We start from the raw sequence: 20,000 nt of genomic DNA, 5'->3' as shown, positions 1-20,000 counted from the left end.
TCAGATTGCCTGCTCGGAAGATGTTCAACATGCGACCCAAGCCGATCCGTCGCATGCCCGGGTTTGCGGCAACCGAGCCCGCAAATCGAACGTGATTATACTGTTCCCGCAGATCTTCCTAAGCGAAAAGTTTGTACAGCAGGCCGGGCTTTTCTCAGAAGGTGAGAAAGCAGCCGTCGAAACATGCTCAAATATTATCCGGCCGGCGCAGGCGGGCTCCGCGACGCAGGTCTATGCCCGCGCCGCCGTGCGCCGTCGCACTGCAACGAGGATGCCGAGAGCTACAAATATCAAAGCTGGAATATCTCTCATCCGCGCGTAAAGCGTCGGTGCGATGGCAGCCGGCAGACCAGCGTCGAGCACGCCTTCGACACCGAGGTCGAGTTTCGCTGTGATGCGGCCGACCGGATCGATCACCGCCGAGATGCCGGTGTTCGCTGCTCGAACGATCGGCAGGCCTTCTTCGACCGCGCGCATCCGCGTCTGTTGCAGATGCTGATAGGGGCCTGTGGAAATGCCGAACCAGCCGTCATTGGTGAGGTTGACGATCCAGCCCGGGCGGTCGTCGGGCGAGGTGATATCATTGGGGAAGATCGCTTCGTAGCAGATCAGCGGCAGCATGCGCGGGGCGCCGGGAATCTCGAGGGATCGCCGGCGCGTGCCGGGGATGAATCCGCCGACCTGCTTGGTGAGTTGCTGGAGACCGATCTTTTCGGCAAATTCCTGAAACGGCAGATATTCGCCGAACGGCACCAGATGTAGTTTGTCATAGGCCGAAACGATGCTGCCTTCGTCATCGATCACGAAGATCGAATTATAGGCCCGCGTCACCCTTGTGCCGGGCGGCTGGTCGGGCGGGCGCACGGCGCCGGTGACCAGCGTGGTGCCTTTCGGCAGCAAGGCTGCGATCTGTGCCATCGCGTCCGCCTCGCGCGTGAGGAAGAACGGAAAGGCCGATTCCGGCCAGATCAGGATGCTGGCGTCGCCGACGCCGCTGGAATCCGGCCCGGTGGCGCGGTCCGACAGCGCGAGATATTGCTTCATCACCTCCGCCTTGGCGGCATAGTTGAAGCGGACGTCCTGCGCGAGATTCGGTTGCATGATGCGCAGCTTGACGCCCGCGACCAGTTGCGTCGGCGTGCGCGACAGCCGGATCACGCCGAACGTGCCCATCCCGACCAGCAGCGCCACGGCGAGCGCCAGCGGCAGCCAGGGCCGCGCCGTCCGCGAGGGGCCGTCGATCAGGATCGCGGGTGCGGCGAAGATCGCCACTGCTACAAACGTCATGCCCCACAGCCCGATCAGCGACGCGATCTGCGCCAGCGCCAGCGGTTCGCTGAGGGCATAGCCGAAACTGTTCCAGGGGAAGCCGGTCAGCACATGGCCACGCAGCCATTCACCAATGGTCAGGCTGGCGGCCAGCGCCAGCACGCGGGTGGCATCTTTCGTCCACAACAGCCGCGCCAATGCAAAACCTGCCGCGGTGAACAGCGCGAGATAAGCGGGCAGGCCGCCGATGGCCGCCGGCAGCAGCCAGGCGAAGGTGTCGGCATCGACCAGGAAGGCGTAGCCGATCCAGTACAGGCCGGGCACGAAATAACCGAAGCCGAACCACCAGCCGGCCATCGCCGCGGCGGGAACGCCCTGCATCCGGCCGGCGGCGGAGCCGTCGATCAGCCAGACCACGATCGGGAACGTCAAGAACAGCACCGGCCAGGCGTTGAACGGCGCCATTGCCAGCGACGACACGATGCCGGCGAGAAGCGCAATGCCGGCGCGCTTCCAGCCCCAGGCCAGGATGATCGACAGAGCGAGGTTGCGCAGCGGACGGGGGATCACGGTGAACCCGCGCTGTCGCCCGGCCGCGCTGTGGAATTGTCATTGGCCTGCGGCGGGCTCGCTGCGTCATTGCCGCTGTCGCGACGACCCCGCGGCCGCACCACCGGGCGCTCCTTGCGCGGCCCGATACGCAGCTTCTTGACGCGGCGCGGATCGGCGTCGAGCACTTCGATCTCGAAATTGCCGGGCCCGGAGATCACCTCGCCGCGCACCGGCAGCCGGCCGACATGGGTGACCAGGTAGCCGCCCAGCGTATCGACCTCCTCGCCGGCTTCGCCGGTGTCGAAATCCTCGCCGACCATGGCGACGACGTCCTCGAGGCTGGCGCGCGCGTCGGCGATGAAGCTGTCGCCCTGTTTGACGATCGAGGGGGGCTCGTCGCTGTCGTGCTCGTCGTCGATCTCGCCGACGATCTGCTCGACGATGTCCTCGATCGAGACCAGGCCGTCGGTGCCGCCATATTCATCGACCACCAGCGCCAGATGAATCCGCGCCGCCTGCATCTGGGCCAGAAGATCGATCGCACGCATCGACGGCGGCACGTAGAGCAATTTGCGGATGATGCCGGTTTCGGAAACCTTCTGCGCCAGATCGATCGAGCGCAGGTCGAGCCCCGCGGTCGTCGGCTTCTTGCGCTTGGCCGTCGAGGGCACGACCGTGCGCGCCTTCTCGGTCATGAAGGCCAAGAGGTCGCGGATGTGGACGATGCCGACGGGGTCGTCGAGCGTCTCGTCATAGACCACGAGGCGCGAATGCGCGGCGCTCTCGAACAGGCCCATCAATTCGCCGAGCGGAATGTCCTGCTTCACGGCGACGATGTCGGCGCGATGAATCATGACGTCGGCGATGCGGCGTTCGTGCAGGCCGAGGATGTTGCGCAGCATGGTGCGCTCGATGGTCGAGAAGCCGGTCTCGTCGGGCGTCGAGGCATCGAGCACCACCTGCAGGTCGTCGCGCACCGAGCCGGGCTTCCAGCCGAACAGCGAGCGGATCGCGCGGGTCAGCCAGCCTTCGGCGGAGGGGCGCATCACCTCGCCGGTGTGGATCACCGCAGGCAGATTGCTGATGATCGTGGTGTCGCTACTGTCGCCGTCGGGCATCTCAGGTCACCCGGTCCTGGCTGGCAACGGGCTCCCGATCCGCATAGGGATCGGCAATGCCGAGTTGCGCCAGGATCTCGCGCTCCAGCGCTTCCATCGCCTCGGCTTGATCGTCGTTCTCGTGATCGTAGCCGATCAGATGCAGGAAGCCGTGCACGGCGAGATGGCTGAGGTGATGCTCGAACGTCTTTTCTTCCCCGTCGGCTTCGCGCCGCGTCGTCTCATAGGCGATCGCGATGTCGCCGAGCATGCGCGGCGTGTCGGTGTCATCCGGCTCGACGCCGGACGGCGGCTGCACCGCCGGGAAAGAGAGCACGTTGGTCGGCTTGTCGATGCCGCGCCAGTTCTTGTTCAGCGTCTGGATGCCGGCGTCGTCGGTCAGCATGATGGCCAGTTCGGCGTCGCCGGTTTCGGCGTCGACATGAGCGGCCGCGGCTTCGATCGCGCGAAAGATCACCGCTTCGGCGTCGGCCTCGGCGTTCCAGCAATCGGCGACGATCATGACTTCGGTCGCGGGCAGTGTGGGGGTCGTCATCGGTAGTAAACTTCTTTCGCAGGCCAACCCGACATCGGGTCGGCCCATTCTGTTATAGGGCATCAGGCCTTCTTGGGTACCGCGGGCTTTTGCGGAATTCCCTCATAGGCAGCGACGATCCGCGCCACCAGTTCGTGGCGGATCACGTCTTCGGCGGAGAATTTGACCTGCGCGATGCCCTGCACGCCGTCGAGCAGCCGCGCGGCCTCCGCCAGGCCCGAGGTCTGGCCGGGCGGCAGATCGACCTGGCTGGGATCGCCGGTAATGATCATGCGGCTGTTTTCGCCAAGCCGGGTCAGAAACATCTTCATCTGCATCGAGGTGGTATTCTGTGCCTCGTCGAGAATGATCGCTGCATTGGTCAGCGTGCGCCCGCGCATGAAGGCGAGCGGCGCGATCTCGATCTCGCCGGTCTGCAACGCGCGCTCGACGATGCGCGAATCCATCAGGTCATAGAGCGCGTCGTAGATCGGGCGCAGATAGGGATCGACCTTTTCGCGGAGATCGCCCGGCAAAAAGCCGAGCCGTTCGCCGGCTTCCACCGCCGGGCGCGACAGGATGATGCGGTCGACTTCCTTGCGCTCGAACAGCGCGGCGGCCTGCGCCACCGCGAGCCAGGTCTTGCCGGTGCCGGCAGGGCCGATGCCGAACACCAGCTCATGGCTCTTCAGCGCCTGGATGTACGTATCCTGCGCGGCCGTGCGGGCGCGCACCGGGCGCTTGCGCAGATTGATGGCCTCGAAGGTCGAGGCCTTGGCCTTCGGGTCGAAGGCGAACAGCGAGCCCTGCGCCAGCGTGGCGCGGATTGCACCTTCGACTTCGCCCGGCGCGAGGTCGTGGCCCTGCACCGCCTGGGCGTACAGCGTCTCGAGCACGCGGCGGGCGGCATCGCAGGCATCGCGCGTGCCGGTCAGGGTGATGTGGTTGCCGCGGGAATCCACCACGACGTTCAGTCGTCGTTCGACGATGGCGAGGTTCTGGCCGTAGGGCCCGACCAGCGAGGAGGCCGCGCGGTTGTCGTCGAAGTCGATGACGACCTGCGTCTCGGGCTGGGGCAGCGTTTCAATCTTGCGGGCGGCGAGCGAGGGCAGATCCGATGCGCTTTTGGCCAAGAATTCAGGCTCCCATAACGGTGTGAGGCAAAACGGACAACGCTTGGACTGGAGATGTGGCGAGGTGGCCGAGCAGGCTGTAGCGCTCGAGGCTGGTGACGGTGACGGGCAAAACCTTGCCGATAATGTCCTCGGAGGCCATCACATGGGCCGGCTGCAGCCAGGGCGTGCGGCCAACGATCTGGCCGGGATTGCGCGCGGCGCGTTCGAACAGCACGTCAACGGTCTGGCCAATCGTCGCCGCGTTGAAGGCCGACTGCTGGCTGTCGATCAGTTCCTGAAGTCGCACCAAGCGCTCATCCATCACTGCCGCTGACACCGTTCCCGGCATTTCCGCAGCGGGCGTGCCCGGCCGCGGTGAATACTTGAACGAATAGGCACCAGCGTAACCGATTTGCGTGACAAGCGCGAGCGTCGCCTGGAAATCTTCCTCGGTTTCGCCGGGAAAGCCGACGATGAAATCGGAAGTAAAAGCAATGTCTTGGCGCGCGCCGCGAAAACGTTCGATGACTTCCAGATAATCTTTGGCAGTGTGCTTACGATTCATCAGGCCGAGAATGCGGTCGGAGCCCGACTGCACCGGCAGATGCACATAGGGCATCAGCTCCGGCAAATCGCGGTGCGCCTCGATCAGGCTGTCCTCGACGTCGCGCGGATGGCTGGTGGAATAGCGCAGGCGCACGATGCCCGGAATCTCGGCCAGCCGGCGAAGCAGCGTGCCAAGCGGCCACGGTCGTCCGTCCGGGCCTTCGCCGTGATAGCCGTTGACGTTCTGGCCGATCAGCGTGATTTCGCAGACGCCATTGTCGGCGAGGCGCATGACGTCATCGACGATCTTGCCGACGGGGCGCGAGACTTCGGCGCCGCGCGTATAGGGCACCACGCAGAACGTGCAGAACTTGTCGCAGCCTTCCTGCACGGTGACGAATGAGGAAATGCCGCGCGCGCGGATCGCCGCCGGCTTCGGCGCCGGCAGGAAGCCGAACTTGTCATCGATGGGGAATTCGGTGTCCAGCGCGCGGCCGCCGGCCTTTGCCTTGGCCAGTAGTTGCGGCAGGTTGTGATAGCTCTGCGGCCCCACCACCACGTCGACCACCGGCGCGCGACGGATGATCTCCTGGCCCTCGGCCTGCGCGACGCAGCCGGCGACGACAATGTTCATCTGCCGTCCGCCCTGTGCGGCGGCGTCCTTGGCGACGCGCAGCCGTCCGAGTTCGGAATAAACCTTCTCGGAGGCCTTCTCGCGGATGTGGCAGGTATTGAGAATCACGAGATCGGCGTCATCGACGCTCGATGTCTCGACAAAGCCTTCGGGCGCCAGCGTATCGACCATGCGCTGGGCATCGTAGACGTTCATCTGGCAGCCGTAGGACTTGATATGCAGCTTGCGCGGCGCGGTCATGGAACCTGAATGTTCGAAGCTAGCAGCGCAGGCTGCGCAGCGCTCAATATGCAGCGCTCAATATAGTGTATTGCCCGGGAAATCCAGCACGGGTAGGAAATGTCAGGTTTAACAGAGGCTTAACCGGGCATATCCGCTTCGGCGCGGGCCTGCAGCCCGGCAATCAGTGCCGGCAACAGCCGCATGTCGTCGAATGTCGCCGTCGCGCCCGCTTCCGTCAGCGTTGCCGCGGTGTCCGGGCCGCAATGGGCGCCGCCGTGGAAGCCGAGCACGGCCATGCCGGCGGCGCGCGCCGCTTTGACGCCGGGCAGGCTGTCCTCGATCACCAGGCAGCGCGATGGCGCCACGGCCATCTGCGCGGCGGCGAACATAAACAGGTCCGGCGCCGGCTTGCCGCGCTCGACCTGGCTCGCGGAAAACAGGTGGGGCGCGAAGCGGTCGATCAGGCCGGTGGTGGTGAGACTGCTGACGATACGCGTCGGCGTGCCCGAAGAGGCCACGCAGACGCGCTGGGTCAGTTTCGACAGCGTCGCGGCGATATGCGGGACCGGGGTGAGTTGCTCGCCGAACACCTGGTCGATCGTCGCCTTCAATTGCACCGTATATTCATCGGGCAGCACGCGGCCCATTTCGGTCTCGACCTCGAACCGCGCCTCGCGCGACGAGCGGCCGAGGAAGCGTTCATGCACCTGCTCCGGCGTGATCGCATAGCCATGCGCCGTAAGCACCTCGGCATGGACCACGCAGGCCAGTGCCTCGCTGTCCACCAGCACGCCGTCGCAATCGAAAATGACGAGATCGAAATTCACGATGTCGATTTGTCGTCGTCGAGCGGCACGCAATACAGTTCCAGGCGGTGATCGACCAGTCTGTAGCCGAGCCGGGCAGCGACCTCGGCTTGCAGCTTCTCGATTTCCTCGGAGGTGAACTCGATCACGGTGCCGTCGCGCAAATTGATCAGGTGATCGTGGTGGCTGTCGCGCATCTGCTCGTAGCGCGCACGGCCCTCGCGAAAATCATGGCGCTCGATGATGCCGGCGTCCTCGAACAATTTGACGGTGCGATACACCGTCGAGATCGAGATCTTGTCATCGACCGCGATGCAGCGGCGATACAATTCCTCGACGTCGGGATGATCCAGCGAATCGGCCAATACGCGGGCGATGACGCGGCGCTGTTCGGTCATCCGCATGCCGGTCGCGGCGCAACGCGCCTCGATTCCGGTGGCCTTCGGCGAAGGCGATGTCTTGAAGGCGGTCATGATTGAGGTTCCGGTAGCGAGCCGTCTTTTGCCACTCCGCGCCGGTCAGGACAAGTCGCGGCGCATCACCAGGGCGTTCAATTCGACCCCGCCGGCCTCCTTGTAATAACGCTCGCGGCGTCCGGCGACGGCGAATCCGGCGCGTTCGTACAATTTTCGCGCCGGCTGATTGTTCTCCTCGACCTCGAGGAACACGGTGTGCACCCCGCGTCCCGCCAGATGGCCGAGATGGGTCAGGAACAGGTCGCGTGACAGTCCGCGGCCGCGATGGCTCGGTGCCACGGCGATCGAGAGAATTTCCGCCTCGTCGGCGGCAAGCCGCGACACCGCAAAGCCGATCACGCGGCCACCCTGCCGGAGCCGGTGCAGCAATGTGTTTTGCTCGCGCAGCATCTGCTCGAATTCGCCTTCGCCCCAGCCGCGGTGGAAGGACGCCGCATGCAGTTGCGCCAGCCGACGGACATCGCGCAACGTGGCGGGTTCGACGACCGGCGTGCCGCCGCCGAACCAGCGCGCCCACCAGCCGGTCATGGTGCGGCAGCTTCGTTCGGCACAACGGCGTGCGGCACCGCGCCAAGCTGCGGCTTGGCGTCGGGCGCGCGAAGGTAATAGGGCCGTGCCAGCGCGGTCTCGGGATCGACGGCGACGCCAAGCCAGGCCAGCCAGTCAATCTCTGGCGCAGGCTGGGTATCGATCTGCACCGGTGGTGGCGTATCGGCCGGCCAGCGCGCGGCCAGAATGCCGGCGGCATTGCCGACGATGTGCGGCGCTCCGAATTGCGCAGCTTCCAGCGCCTCGTCGATCGGGGCGACCCTCGGCGGCACCAGCGAGCCGCCGTCGCTGCTCACCACCTGGTAATAGACATGGTCGTGCCGCGCATCGATCGCGGAGATCACGGGATGGCCGGCGTCGCGGCTCACGACGGGGGCGGCAAAGGCCGTCAGGGTCGTCACGCCGACGACGGGCTTGCCGGCGGCAAGGCCAATGCCGCGGGCGGCAGCCAGGCCGACGCGCAGCCCGGTGAAGCTGCCGGGGCCGGTGGTCACTGCAACGCGGTCGAGATCGGCAAAGCCGATGCCGGAGCTGGCCATCACCCGCGCGATCAGCGGCATCAAGGCTTCGGCATGGCCGCGCTTCATCGCAAGCGATTCGTGCGCGATCAGCCGGCTGGAGCGGGTGTCGAGGATGCCGGCGGCGCAGGCGTCGAGGGCGGTGTCGATGGCGAGAATGAACATGCGCAAGTTCTACCATGGCCGGGCGTCGAATGGGTACCGTCAGGGCCGGTCGGTTGCAGCCATCCTGGCGTGCATGCTGGCCGGATTCGAGCTTTCGTCACCGCCGTTGAATCCAGCATGATCCGAAGCAAGGTGTGTACACTTCGGCCCTAAAGTCCGGTAACAGACCGTCCCGTTAAGCTGTTGATTCGGCTGCAAAGCGTTATCGAGACACAACGATTCCGCGTGGTACCTGGGAACTCCCGTACCACTACGGATCATCCGCTTAACAAATATTTGTCGGCCGCCGCCCATTCTGCATCCAGTCGAGCATGTTCCTGGATCGGGCATGTATTTCATGACGGGCATCTGATCCAAGCAAATTCTCCCGCAATTCCAAGTTTGGATATTCAAGCATGTTCAGTCGCCGCCCCGCCCAATTTGAGCGCGCCAGATTTATGGCGATGGATGCCCTGACCGCCAGCGTGATGGTCGTGGATGCCGGTTTCAAGATCGTCTACCTCAACGAGGCGATCATGAGTCTCTTGCGGGCGGCCGAAGCCGATATCGCCAAAGAGCTGCCGGGCTTCAATGTGGCGGGGCTGATCGGCAGCAGGATCGATGTGTTCCAGAAAAATCCTGCGCATCAGCGCGAGATGATCGAAAGCCTGACCAAGACGCGTCGGACCTTGATCCATGTCGGCGGGCAATCCTTCGACCTCGTCGCCACCCCCCTCAAGGACAAGGACGCCAAAGCAGCAGGATCGACCATCGAATGGTCGGACGCGACGCTGCGGCTGCAAAACCTGGAGTCCATGGCGAAGGTTGTCGCCATCGGCAGGGCGCAGGCGGTGATCGAATTCGATATGGACGGGACGATCCTCACCGCCAACGATAATTTCCTCAAGGCGCTCGGATATTCGCTGTCGGAGATCCAAGGCCAGAAACATAGCATGTTCGTTGAACCGGCGATGCGCGACAGCGCCGCCTATCGCGAGTTCTGGGCCGGCCTCAAGCGCGGCGAGTTTCTGGTTGCCGAGTACAAGCGGATCGCCAAGGGCGGCCGCGAAGTCTGGATCCAGGCCACCTACAATCCGATCCTCGACAGCAACGGCAAGCCGATCAAAGTGGTCAAGTTCGCAACGGACGTAACCCAACAGAAACTCACCACTGCCGATCTCGCCGGCCAGATCGCAGCGATCGGAAAATCGCAGGCGGTGATCGAATTCGACATGAGCGGCCGTGTGCTCACGGCCAACAACAATCTCCTGCATGCGATGGGTTATTCGCTGGGCGAGATCCAGGGCAAGCACCACAGCCTGTTCGTGCAGCCCTCCGAGCGCGACAGCGCGGCCTATCGCGAATTCTGGGCCAGCCTCAAGCGCGGCGAATATCAGGCAGCCGAGTACAAGCGGATCGGCAAGGGCGGTCGCGAAGTCTGGATCCAGGCATCCTACAATCCGATTCTCGATCTCAACGGCAAGCCGTTCAAGGTGGTCAAATATGCGACGGTCACCACCGATCAGGTAATCGCCCGCATGAAGAGCGAGCGCGTCCGCGGCATGATGGAATCCGTCGCGGCCGGCGCCGAAGAGTTGAACGCATCGGTGCGCGAGATCTCCGAGGCGATGATGAAGTCCAAGAACACGGCGCTCTCCGCGGTGCAGAAGGTCGAACAGGCCGACGAGCAGGCGCAGCGACTGAACGCCGCCGCGCAGGCGATGAGCGGCATCGTCGAACTGATCGGAAACATCACCGGCCAGATCAACCTGCTGGCGCTCAACGCGACCATCGAATCGGCGCGCGCCGGCGAGGCGGGCCGCGGCTTTGCGGTGGTGGCGTCGGAGGTTAAAAACCTGGCCAACCAGGCCAAGCAGGCGACCGACAAGATCGGTGCCGAGATCGGCAGCCTCAATGGCATTTCCGGCGACGTGGTCGCAGCGCTGGAAGCCATCAAGCAGGAGATCCAGAACGTCAGCGAATACGTCACGGCGACGGCCGCGGCAATCGAGGAGCAGAACACGGTGACGAATGAAATGTCATCGAGCATGCAGCGCGCGGCGGAAGAAGCCTCCAGCATTGGCCAGGCGGCATAGCTGTAGAGTGGGCAAAAGCGCTCTTCGCGCTGTGCCCACCACCTACTACTGCATCACGCGTTGGTGAGCGCACCCCGCCGCGCTTTGCGCGGCCGGGGCTTTTACCCACCCTGCGATGGTTAGATCGGGCGGACTTCGACGACTCCCGGAACGAAGTGCTTGAGCAGGTTCTGGATGCCGTGCTGCAGCGTTGCGGTAGAGGACGGGCAGCCGGAGCAGGCGCCCTTCATGGCGAGATAGACGATGCCGTCCTTGAAGCCGCGGAAGGTGATGTCGCCGCCGTCGGCGGCCACCGCGGGGCGCACCCTCGTCTCGATCAGGTCCTTGATGATGTCGACGGTCTCGGCGTCGGTCTCGGCGAAGAATTCCTCGTCGCCTTCCTCCATCACGTCGCCCTTGACGCTGCCGTCGGCCATCAACGGCGCGCCGGACATGTAGTGCTCCATGATCGCGCCGAGGATCGCCGGCTTCATGTGCTGCCAGTCGCTGTCGTTCTTGGTCACGGTGACGAAGTCGGAGCCGTAGAACACGCCGGTGACGCCGGGCACGTCGAACAGCTTTTCGGCGAGCGGCGATTTCGCGGCGGCGTCGCGGCTGGTGAATTCCATCGTGCCGGAATCGAGCACGTCGCGGCCGGGAATGAATTTCAGGGTGGCGGGATTGGGGGTGGCTTCGGTCTGGATGAACATGGCTTTCTCCGTCGTCGCCGGTTCAAGGCCGGCGCGTGGGGTATTCCTAGCAGATGGCGACGGCAAACGCACGATCAAGGGACGAACTGACTGTCGTTCCGGGGTGAGAGCGCGTCAGCGCGAGCGAACCTCAGCCGCTCCGCTTGGAGCGGCGGGGAACCTCGATATGTTCATCGTCCCACCTCGAGATTCCGGGTTCGCGCCCGGCTGGCGCCGTCCGCGCCCCGGAATGACAGTTTTGGCCCTACGACAGCGCGTCGATATCGGCGTCCGTCAGGGCGCCCGAGACGATGGTCACCGGGATCGGGAAGGTGCCGACCAGCTTGGCCATCGTGGTGACGATCGGACCCGGTCCTTCCGGCCCGCCGGAGGCGGCCAGCACCAGCATCGCGATGTCCTCGTCCTTGTCGATCACGTCGAGGATCTGCTCGGTCGGGTCGCCCTCGCGGATCACCCGTTCCGGGGTGATCGCGGCAAGCCCGTTGGCGCGGCCGGAGGCGCGGTCGAGCGCCAGATTGGCGCCTTCCTCGGCCTCGGCACGCATGATGTCAGCGACGCCCAGCCATTGCTGGTTGTGGTCCTCGGTCTCGATCACGCGCAGCATCACCACGCCGCCGCCGACCCGGACCGCCCAGCGGCTGGCATAATACACCGCGCGGTCCCATTCCTCGCTGTCGTCGACCACGACCAGGCATTTCGGCTTGTGGCCGCTCTCATAGCTTCTTCGCTGGGTGCTCATGGATGTCCCGATACCGAGCCGCGCGACCGAACGCAACCATGCTGCCATGCGGCGGCCGGTTCCGACAAGGGCGCGGCGTCAATCGCGCGACAGCGCCGCCAGCGGATCGAGGAACGAGGCGTGCCGGGCCGGCAGATAGCCGAAGATGATCCCAATCCCTGTCGAACAGAGGAAGGCGGCAACGACCGAGGTCATGGAGAAGCCGAGCTGGAACGCCGGAACCAGCGCGTTGAACAGCGCCGCCAGGCCAAACGCGAGACTGACGCCGAGCGCGCCGCCGATCACGCAGACCATCACCGCCTCGATCAGGAACTGCTGCAGGATGTCGCTGCGCCGCGCGCCGACCGCCATTCGCACGCCGATCTCGCCGATCCGCTCGGACACCGATACCAGCATGATGTTCATCACGCCGATGCCGCCCACCACCAGCGAGATCACCGCGATGGCGGCGATCATCAGCGTCAGCGTCTCGGTGGTGCGGGTGATGGTCTTGCGGATGTCGTCGGTGTTGAGAATGACGAAATCCTTGATCCGGTGGCGCTGCGTCAGGAACCGCGTCACGTCGCGCTCCGCCGCGTCGGTGGCGGTGTCGTCATTGACCCGCAAGAGGATGCTGCGCAGCGAGGCGTTGCCGAGGAAGCGTGCCTGCACGGTGGTGTAGGGCAGATAGACCGACAGGTTTTGGCTGGAGCCGAAGCCGCCCTGCTGCTGCTGCGTGACGCCGATGATCCGGCACGGCACGCGCCCGACCAGGATCACCTTGCCGATCGGCCCATCTGGCTCGTTGCTGAAAAACGTCTGCCGGGTCTTTTCGTCGATCACCACGTCCTGCTGCCGGTCGCGCAAGCCCGCCGCATCGAAGAAGGTGCCGGCCGACAGCTTGGTGCCCTTGACGGCGAAATACTGCTCGCCGACGCCATTGACCAGCGCGGTGGCTTCCAGCGGGCCGTAGCGCAGCGTGCTTGAAGTCGACACCGTCGGCGTCACGCCGTCGATATAAGGCTGCTGCTGCAGCGCGCGGGCGTCGGCGATCACCAGCGTCTTGATTTTGGACGAGCGGATATCGCCGAGATCCTTGCCGGGAAAGATCTCGATCGTGTTGGTGCCGAGCGTGCTGATATCGGCCAGCACCTTGCGCTTGGCGGCGTCGCCGAGCGCCACCACGGACACTACCGAGGCGATCCCGATGATGATGCCGAGCATGGTAAGGAACGTGCGCAGCCGGTGCGCCGCCATCGCCAGCATCGCCATGCGGAACGCCTCGCGGGTGCGGTCCAGCAGGCTCTGCCAGCGCCACCGCGACGTCTCCGGCCGCGCCGTCGCTGCAGACGCAGCCGCGCCGGCGGTCGTATCGGTTCTGCGGTCGGAAACGACCACGCCGTCGCTCAGCTCGATGATGCGGCGGGCGCGGGCCGCCACGCCGGCATCATGGGTGACGATGATGACCGTCTTGCCCTCTTCGTGCAGCTCGTCGAGAATCCGCAGCACCTCGTCGCCGCTGCGGCGGTCGAGCGCGCCGGTCGGCTCGTCGGCGAGGATGACGTTGGCGCCGTTCATCAGCGCGCGGGCGATCGAGACGCGCTGCTGCTGCCCGCCGGACAACTGGTTCGGCCGGTGGCCGGCGCGGTCGGCGATGCCGAGCCGCTGCAGCAGCGCATAAGCGCGGGCGCGGCGCTGCTCGCGCGGCTGGCCGGCATAGATCGCGGGGATCTCCACATTGCCGGCGGCGGACAGCTCCGGCAGCAGATGATAGCGCTGGAAGATGAAGCCGAAATGCTCGCGGCGTAGGGCAGCGAGGTCGTCGGCGGCGATGGTCGCGGCCTCGCGGCCGTCGATCAGGTAGCTCCCCGAACTCGGCCGGTCGAGGCAGCCGAGGATGTTCATCAGCGTGGATTTGCCGGAGCCCGACGTGCCCATGATGGCGACCATCTCGCCGGCCTCGATGGTCAAATCGAGGTCGTCGAGCGCCACCACCGTGCCCTCGCCGGAAGGAAACTCGCGGCGCAATTTTCGTAACACGATCATCGGGCCGGCCATCGCTACGTTCCCGGCGGTGGCGGACCGGACGGCGCGCCGGCCTCAGCGATGCCCTTGCGCACCACCACCTGCTCGCCCTCGGTGAGGCCGGACAATACCTGCGCGGTGAGCTTGTTGTTGATGCCGATTTTCACCGGGCGCGACGACAGCGCGCCGGCGGCGTCGGCCACCTGCACCGGATAGCTGCCGTCACCCTGGCGCTGCCCGAGTGCTGCGGAGGGAATCGTCAGCGTGTCCTTTGCTTCGGCGACCACGACATGGACTTCCGCGGTCATGTAGGTCAGCAGCCGCCCGTCGGCATTCGGCGCGCTGAAGGTGCCGTTATAATAGATCGCCGAACTCGTGGCCGAGGACGACGTACTGCTCGAACTGACGGTCGAGGAGCTGAAGCTGCTGTCGCTCTTGATCGATTCCGGGGCCGGCTCGATCGAGACGAGCGACGCCGTGTAGCGACGGTCGGGATCGCCGAGGATATTGAAATAGACGTTCTGGCCGGGGCGGACCTTGATGACGTCGACTTCGGAGATTTCGGCGCGGATCGCCATTATCGCGAGCTGGCCGAGGATCACGATGGTCGGCGCCGACTGCACCGCATTGACGGTCTGGCCTTCCTGCGTGACCACCGCCAGCACGGTGCCGTCGATCGGTGCCGTGATCCTGGTGTAATCGAGATTGACGCGGGCGGTATCGACCGAGACCTGCGCCTGCATGATCTGCGCGTCGAGCGCGGAGATCTGCGCGCGGGTCTGTTTGACGGTGGCGTCCGCGGTCTCGAAGTCGGCGCGCGACGAGGCCTTTTGCGCGAAGGTGACCTGCTGTCGGCTCAGTGCGGCTTCCGCCAGCGCCAGGGTCGCTTCTTTCTCGGCGCGCTGCGCGCGGCTGTTCTGCAACGCGGCTTCCGCGGTGCGCAGGTCGTTCTGCCGGGTGACCGGATCGATCTGGGCGATCAGGTCGCCTCGTTTGACGATGTTGCCGACACTGACCTTGAGCGAGGTCACCCGTCCGGACACCTGCGCGCCGACCGCGACCATCTTGATCGGCTTCAGGGTGCCCGAGGCCAGCACGGTCTCCTCGATATCGCCGCGCTTCACCGGCGCCGTCACGGCGCTCGGCGCCTTGGCCGGAAACAGCCTGTTCTTGAGCGCCCAGCCGGCAATGGCGACAACGATCACGGTGCCGATCACCGCGAGGCGTCGAAGGTTGGTCATGGGGGTTTGGTCCGAACCGGATGAAGGATGCGTCCGCACCTTTCACGGGATGAGCATCCGGCTGTCAACCATCAGCGTGTTTGCCGCGATGTCCGCGACAACAAACCGCCACAATGCAAGGCGGCGCGGCTACCGCTTGCGCACCATGCCGACGATGTCCTTCACCGCGTCGATCGTCTCGGACGCGATTGCATGCGCCCGCTCGCCGCCGTCGATCAGTACCTGATCGACATAGCCCTCGTCCGCAGTCAGCCGCTTCATCTCGGCCGCGATCGGCGCCAGCTTGCTGACGGCGAGTTCGGCGAGGCTGGATTTGAAGCCGGAGAACTGCGCGCCGCCGAACTCGCGCAGCACCTCGGATTTCGGCTTGTCGGCGAGTGCGGCATAGATGCCGACCAGATTGTCGGCTTCGGGGCGCGGCTTCAGGCCCTCTTCTTCCGACGGCAGCGGCTCCGGATCGGTCTTGGCGCGCTTGATCTTCTGCGCGATGGTGTCGGCGTCGTCGGTGAGATTGATGCGCGAATTGTCGGAGGCGTCCGATTTCGACATCTTCTTGGTGCCGTCGCGCAGGCTCATCACCCGCGTCGCGGGACCGGTGGTCACCGGCTCCGGCATCGGGAAGTAGTTCCCGTCATGGCCCTGGGCGGCGATCGATTCCGAGAAATCGTTGTTGAATTTCTGCGCGATGTCGCGGCACAGCTCGAGATGCTGCTTCTGGTCCTCTCCGACCGGCACATGGGTGGCGCGGTAGAGCAAAATGTCGGCGGCCATCAGCACCGGATAGTCGTACAGGCCGACGGACGCGTTCTCGCGATCCTTGCCGGCCTTTTCCTTGAACTGCGTCATGCGGTTCAGCCAGCCGAGGCGGGCGACGCAATTGAAGATCCAGGCGAGCTCGGCATGGCCCGGCACCTGGCTCTGGTTGAAGATGATCTGTTTCTTGGGGTCGATGCCGGAGGCGATGAAGGCCGCGGTGACCTCGCGGGTGTTGCGACGCAGCTCGTCGGGGCCGCCCCACACGTTGATGGGAACGGTGATCGCGTGCATGTCGACCACGCAATACAGGCAGTTATGCGTCTCCTGCAGTTTGACGAAATTGACGATGGCGCCGAGGTAGTTGCCGAGGTGCAGATTGCCGGTCGGCTGGACGCCTGAAAAAACCCGTTCCGTGATCGCCATGTTCGTTTTCCTGCTGCGTGCCGATATGGACTCGGCGCTATGCGGGGGTGCTTGCCATGCGAGGCCTAGCCGCGCAAGTCGCCGCTATGGGATTGCTGGATGGCGCGCCTGATATCGGCCGGGGTGACGACGCCGAAAATCGCCAGCAGGGCGGCGTAGATCAGCAGCCCGCCGGCGATCAGCAGGCCGAGCAGGGCCGCCTGCGCCATCCCGTGCGCCTGCGCCGCCCACGGCCATACGAAACCTGCCTTCAGCCACAGCAGCGCGCCCATCGCGAAAGCGGCAAGGACGATCCGCGGCAGCCGCCGCCGGGCATTGCCGTCGAGCGAAAAGCCGAACGTGGCCGTGCTCCGCGCGATCAGCACGGCCGCGCTGCTCCACGCCGCCAGCGCGATCGCCGCGGCGATCCCGGCGGCGCCGAACCGCCGGAGTGCCAGGGCTGCGACGATCGCCACGGCGAGCCCGATGAGCGTTGCCCACAGCGGGGTCATGGTGTCGTCGCGGGCGAAGAACGCCGGCGACAGCGCCTTGACCAGCACATGGGCGGGCAGGCCGAGCGCCAGCCAGAGCAGGGCCTGCGCCGTAGCGGCGGTATCGGTGGCGTCGAACGCGCCGTGCTCGAACAAAAGCTGCACGATCGGCTGGCTCAGCACCATCAGCCCGAGCGTCGCCGGCAGCGCCAGGCCGACCGCCAGTTCGAGGCCGCGCGATTCCGCGTGGCCGATGGCGGCGTTGTCGTCGGATCGCACCGCGCGAGTCAGCTCCGGCACCAGCACGGTGCCCATCGCGGTGCCGACGATACCGAGCGGCAGTTCGATCAGCCGGTTGGCGAAATACAACCACGACACCACCGAAGGCGAATGCGAGGCGATCACGGCGCCGGCGACGATCAAAAGCTGCGGCCCGGAACTGGCGACCATGCCGGGCAGCGCCTGGCGCAGGAAGCCGCGCATCTCGGCATCGAACACGACGCGCAGCGGCGTCGCCAAATCCGGGCCGCGGCGCAGCAGCATCGCGAGTTGCAGCAGTCCGGCGATGCCGACGGTGGCGGCGATCAGCAGTGCTGCGGTGGCCGCGTCCTGTCGCCACGCCAGCAGCGAAGTCATCACGGCGATCAGCGCGATGTTGAACAGCAGCGGAGAGAAGGCGGTGAGCGCAAAGCGGTGCTGCGCATTGAGCAGCCCCATCATCACCGTCACCGGTCCGGCGAAAGCCAGATAGGGCAGCATCAAGCGGGCGTCATCGACGGCCATCTGCAGCGTGGCTTCGCCGACAAAGCCCGGCGCCAGCAGCGCGATCACCACCGGCATCGCAAAGCCGATCAATAACGTCACGGCGACCAGCGCGACGCTGATCGTGCCGAGCACGCGTCCGGCAAAGGCCGCGGCCGCGATCTCGCCTTGCGCGGCGCGCACCCTCAGCCAGCCGGGGATCAGCGCCGCGTTCAACGCGCCCTCGGTGAGCAGCCGGCGGATCACATTGACCATCTGGAACGCGACCAGGAAGGCGTCCGCCACGGGGCCAGCGCCCAGCAGGGCTGCGACCATCGCGTCGCGGGCAAAGCCGAGCAGCCGCGAGGCTAGCGTGCCGGTCGAGACGGTCAGGAGCGCACGGATCATACAGGCATCTTCAAGCGGCGTCCTTGCTGGCCCGGCCGGGATCATGATAGGTCGCTGCACCTTTCAAGGCGCAGCAGAAACCCCGAGTTGAATCGGATTTGCCGCGCCCTCGCAATCGCCGCAACGGGAAAATCTTCATGACCTCAGTCAAATACGACGTGCTCGGCATCGGCAACGCGATCTACGACGTGCTGGTGCAGACCGACGAGGCGTTTCTGGTGTCGCATGGCATGGTCAAGGGCGGCATGGCGCTGATCGACGAGGCCCGCGCCACGGCGATCTACACCAATATGGGGTCGGCCACGGAAATGTCCGGCGGCTCGGCCGCCAATACCATCGTCGGCCTGGCCTCGCTCGGCGCGCGCGCCGCTTACGTCGGCAAGGTCCGCAGCGACACCATCGGCAACAAATATACCCACGACATCCGGGCCGCCGGCGTCGCTTTCGACACGGCGCCCGCTGCGTCCGGTCCGGCCACCGGCTGCTCCTACATTCTGGTGACGCCGGACGGCGAGCGCACCATGAACACCTATCTCGGCGCCGCGCAGGATCTCACCCCGGCCGACATCGACGAGGCGGCGGTAGCCGCTTCCGGCTTCGTCTATCTCGAGGGCTATCTGTGGGATCCCGTCAGCGCCAAGGAAGCCTTCGTCAAGGCCTCGAAGATCGCGCACGGCGCCGGCCGCCAGGTGGCGCTGACGCTGTCGGATGCGTTCTGCGTCAGCCGCTATCGCGATGAATTCCTGCAATTGATGCGCGACGGCACCTGCGACCTGGTGTTCGCCAATGAGTCCGAGCTGCACGCGCTGTACGAGACCGCCGACACCGACACCGCGCTTGGCCAGCTCCGCAAGGATGTCGCGCTCGGCGTCGTCACCCGTTCCGAGAAGGGCTGCATGATCGCCTCGCGCTCCGGTGTGATCGAGGTGCCGGCCTTCCCGATCGACACGCTGATCGACACCACCGGCGCCGGCGATCTGTTCGCCGCGGGCTTCCTGTTCGGCCTGGTGCGCGGCGTCGATCACAAGGTCTGCGGCCAGCTCGCCGCGCTGGCGGCGGCCGAAGTGATCCAGCACATCGGCGCCCGGCCGCAGGTGTCGCTGAAAGAACTGGCGCAGAAGCACGGCCTGCCGGTCTAGGCGTATTGACGACTGTCTCTTTGACCCTCCCCTTTTGAGGGGGAGGGTCGTCGTGCAGCATGCGAAGCATGATGCGCGGCGGGGTGGCGTGACAGCGCCCGTGGAGACCCTGTACTGCGCCATGAGCGCCGTCACCCCACCCCGACCGCGCCGATGGCGCAGTCGGCCCTCCCCCTCAAAAGGGGAGGGTGAAGCTAAGCGCCTCGCTTTGAACCTGACACTCTCCATCCGCGACGAACCATCACGCCGCCGGAAACGTGATCGCAGTACCGGGCGATTCGGCAGCAATGGCTCGGTCCAGACGGGCAATGCCGCCACCGGCGACCTAGATGGTCAATCGTGGCACCGCTTCGCAGTGCGTTGTGGATTCGGAACGATTCGCCGGTGTTCGGGTTCAATTGCAGTGTGCCGCTAAGTGCATTCATTTATCGATGAAATTTATACAGCCTGGGGCTGTGGAGAAAGACGATGACGACCGGCTGGAGCGACTGGAAACATTATCCGCGGGTGGCACGCGGCGAGACCATCGAAGCGCCGATCGGTCCCGGCATTTTCGAAGTTCGTCATGCGGCCTCCGGCGCGCTGTTTGCCTTCGATGCCGCCGATAGCCTGGTTCAGGCGCTGGCCAAACTCTCGACCCCGAAATCGCTGGTGTCGTGGTTCGGCAAGCGCGCCCCGGTCAATCTCCCGGGTCTGGAATATCGCACTCTCTCGACCACCACGCCCGCCAATGCCCGCATTGCCGCGGCGCGGATGATCGACCGCCGCGAAACCTATCTGCGCGGCGCGGCGTAATGCCTCTGCCGCGATAGCAGCCATTCGCATCAGGAT

The 20,000-nt window shown here is 65.3% G+C and carries 18 protein-coding genes; 3 read left to right on the top strand and 15 right to left on the bottom strand.

The genetic code is table 11. The features are described from left to right. Positions 1 to 231 precede the first annotated feature (231 nt). From lnt to tsaB, 9 genes are all read right to left on the bottom strand, one after another. Complete coding sequence (lnt, locus tag FNL56_RS00715) at positions 232 to 1,839, bottom strand: apolipoprotein N-acyltransferase (RefSeq protein ID WP_246660829.1); 1,608 nt, start codon at positions 1,837 to 1,839, stop codon at positions 232 to 234. Continuing rightward, positions 1,836 to 2,939 carry a hemolysin family protein gene (locus tag FNL56_RS00710; protein ID WP_143571185.1) on the bottom strand — a complete coding sequence of 368 codons (1,104 nt, stop codon included), beginning with the start codon at positions 2,937 to 2,939 and terminating at the stop codon, positions 1,836 to 1,838. Before FNL56_RS00710 ends, lnt begins: the two co-directional genes overlap by 4 nt. A 1-nt stretch (position 2,940) precedes the next feature. After that, positions 2,941 to 3,474: an rRNA maturation RNase YbeY gene (gene ybeY / locus FNL56_RS00705; protein ID WP_143571184.1), complete on the bottom strand. Its 534-nt coding sequence runs from the start codon at positions 3,472 to 3,474 to the stop codon at positions 2,941 to 2,943. A 62-nt stretch (positions 3,475 to 3,536) separates the two neighbouring features. After that, positions 3,537 to 4,586 (bottom strand): PhoH family protein, encoded by a 1,050-nt coding sequence (locus FNL56_RS00700; protein WP_143571183.1) that lies wholly within the window; start codon positions 4,584 to 4,586, stop codon positions 3,537 to 3,539. Positions 4,587 to 4,590: 4 nt separating this feature from the next. Beyond that, positions 4,591 to 5,988 carry a tRNA (N6-isopentenyl adenosine(37)-C2)-methylthiotransferase MiaB gene (gene miaB, locus FNL56_RS00695; protein WP_143571182.1) on the bottom strand — a complete coding sequence of 466 codons (1,398 nt, stop codon included), beginning with the start codon at positions 5,986 to 5,988 and terminating at the stop codon, positions 4,591 to 4,593. A 119-nt stretch (positions 5,989 to 6,107) separates the two neighbouring features. Then, positions 6,108 to 6,797 carry an HAD family hydrolase gene (locus FNL56_RS00690; RefSeq protein ID WP_143571181.1) on the bottom strand — a complete coding sequence of 230 codons (690 nt, stop codon included), beginning with the start codon at positions 6,795 to 6,797 and terminating at the stop codon, positions 6,108 to 6,110. Beyond that, positions 6,794 to 7,249, bottom strand: coding sequence for a Fur family transcriptional regulator (locus FNL56_RS00685; protein WP_143571180.1), 456 nt, complete (start codon positions 7,247 to 7,249; stop codon positions 6,794 to 6,796). The genes FNL56_RS00690 and FNL56_RS00685 overlap by 4 nt, the downstream gene beginning before the upstream one ends. Before the next feature lie 45 nt (positions 7,250 to 7,294). After that, positions 7,295 to 7,780, bottom strand: coding sequence for a ribosomal protein S18-alanine N-acetyltransferase (rimI, locus tag FNL56_RS00680; protein WP_143571179.1), 486 nt, complete (start codon positions 7,778 to 7,780; stop codon positions 7,295 to 7,297). Then, positions 7,777 to 8,484, bottom strand: coding sequence for a tRNA (adenosine(37)-N6)-threonylcarbamoyltransferase complex dimerization subunit type 1 TsaB (tsaB, locus tag FNL56_RS00675; RefSeq protein WP_143571178.1), 708 nt, complete (start codon positions 8,482 to 8,484; stop codon positions 7,777 to 7,779). Before tsaB ends, rimI begins: the two co-directional genes overlap by 4 nt. A gap of 395 nt (positions 8,485 to 8,879) precedes the next feature. Between tsaB and FNL56_RS00670 the strand changes: the two genes are divergently transcribed. Beyond that, entirely contained in the window at positions 8,880 to 10,559 is a 1,680-nt protein-coding gene (locus FNL56_RS00670; RefSeq protein WP_143571177.1) for a methyl-accepting chemotaxis protein, read from the top strand. A gap of 119 nt (positions 10,560 to 10,678) precedes the next feature. On the opposite strand, the gene FNL56_RS00665 is transcribed toward FNL56_RS00670, so the two are convergent. The 6 genes from FNL56_RS00665 to murJ form a co-directional block, all read right to left on the bottom strand. Beyond that, complete coding sequence (locus FNL56_RS00665) at positions 10,679 to 11,248, bottom strand: NifU family protein (RefSeq protein WP_143571176.1); 570 nt, start codon at positions 11,246 to 11,248, stop codon at positions 10,679 to 10,681. 244 nt (positions 11,249 to 11,492) lie between these two features. After that, entirely contained in the window at positions 11,493 to 11,987 is a 495-nt protein-coding gene (locus FNL56_RS00660) for a universal stress protein (protein ID WP_143571175.1), read from the bottom strand. 78 nt (positions 11,988 to 12,065) lie between these two features. Continuing rightward, positions 12,066 to 14,024: a MacB family efflux pump subunit gene (locus FNL56_RS00655; protein WP_143571174.1), complete on the bottom strand. Its 1,959-nt coding sequence runs from the start codon at positions 14,022 to 14,024 to the stop codon at positions 12,066 to 12,068. A 2-nt stretch (positions 14,025 to 14,026) separates the two neighbouring features. After that, the gene (locus FNL56_RS00650; RefSeq protein ID WP_143571173.1) at positions 14,027 to 15,232 is read right to left on the bottom strand and encodes an efflux RND transporter periplasmic adaptor subunit; all 1,206 of its coding nucleotides are present in this window, start codon (positions 15,230 to 15,232) and stop codon (positions 14,027 to 14,029) included. Between the two features lie 129 nt (positions 15,233 to 15,361). Next, on the bottom strand, positions 15,362 to 16,411 hold the full coding sequence (gene trpS / locus FNL56_RS00645; protein WP_143571172.1) for a tryptophan--tRNA ligase: 1,050 nt from the start codon (positions 16,409 to 16,411) through the stop codon (positions 15,362 to 15,364). A 65-nt stretch (positions 16,412 to 16,476) separates the two neighbouring features. Beyond that, a complete protein-coding gene (gene murJ / locus FNL56_RS00640) occupies positions 16,477 to 18,030 on the bottom strand; it encodes a murein biosynthesis integral membrane protein MurJ (RefSeq protein WP_143571171.1) in 1,554 nt (517 codons plus the stop codon). A gap of 137 nt (positions 18,031 to 18,167) precedes the next feature. On the opposite strand from murJ, the gene FNL56_RS00635 reads away from it, so the two are divergent. Then, positions 18,168 to 19,169, top strand: a complete 1,002-nt coding sequence (locus tag FNL56_RS00635; RefSeq protein ID WP_143571170.1) for an adenosine kinase — start codon at positions 18,168 to 18,170, stop codon at positions 19,167 to 19,169. A gap of 468 nt (positions 19,170 to 19,637) precedes the next feature. Then, positions 19,638 to 19,964 carry a hypothetical protein gene (locus FNL56_RS00630; protein ID WP_143571169.1) on the top strand — a complete coding sequence of 109 codons (327 nt, stop codon included), beginning with the start codon at positions 19,638 to 19,640 and terminating at the stop codon, positions 19,962 to 19,964. The last annotated feature ends 36 nt before the right edge of the window (positions 19,965 to 20,000 follow it).

Source organism: Tardiphaga sp. vice304 (genome assembly GCF_007018905.1).
In the GTDB taxonomy this organism is placed as follows: domain Bacteria; phylum Pseudomonadota; class Alphaproteobacteria; order Rhizobiales; family Xanthobacteraceae; genus Tardiphaga.
Note: the sequence above shows the minus strand (reverse complement) of the source record. Positions and strands in the feature narration are given on the sequence as shown.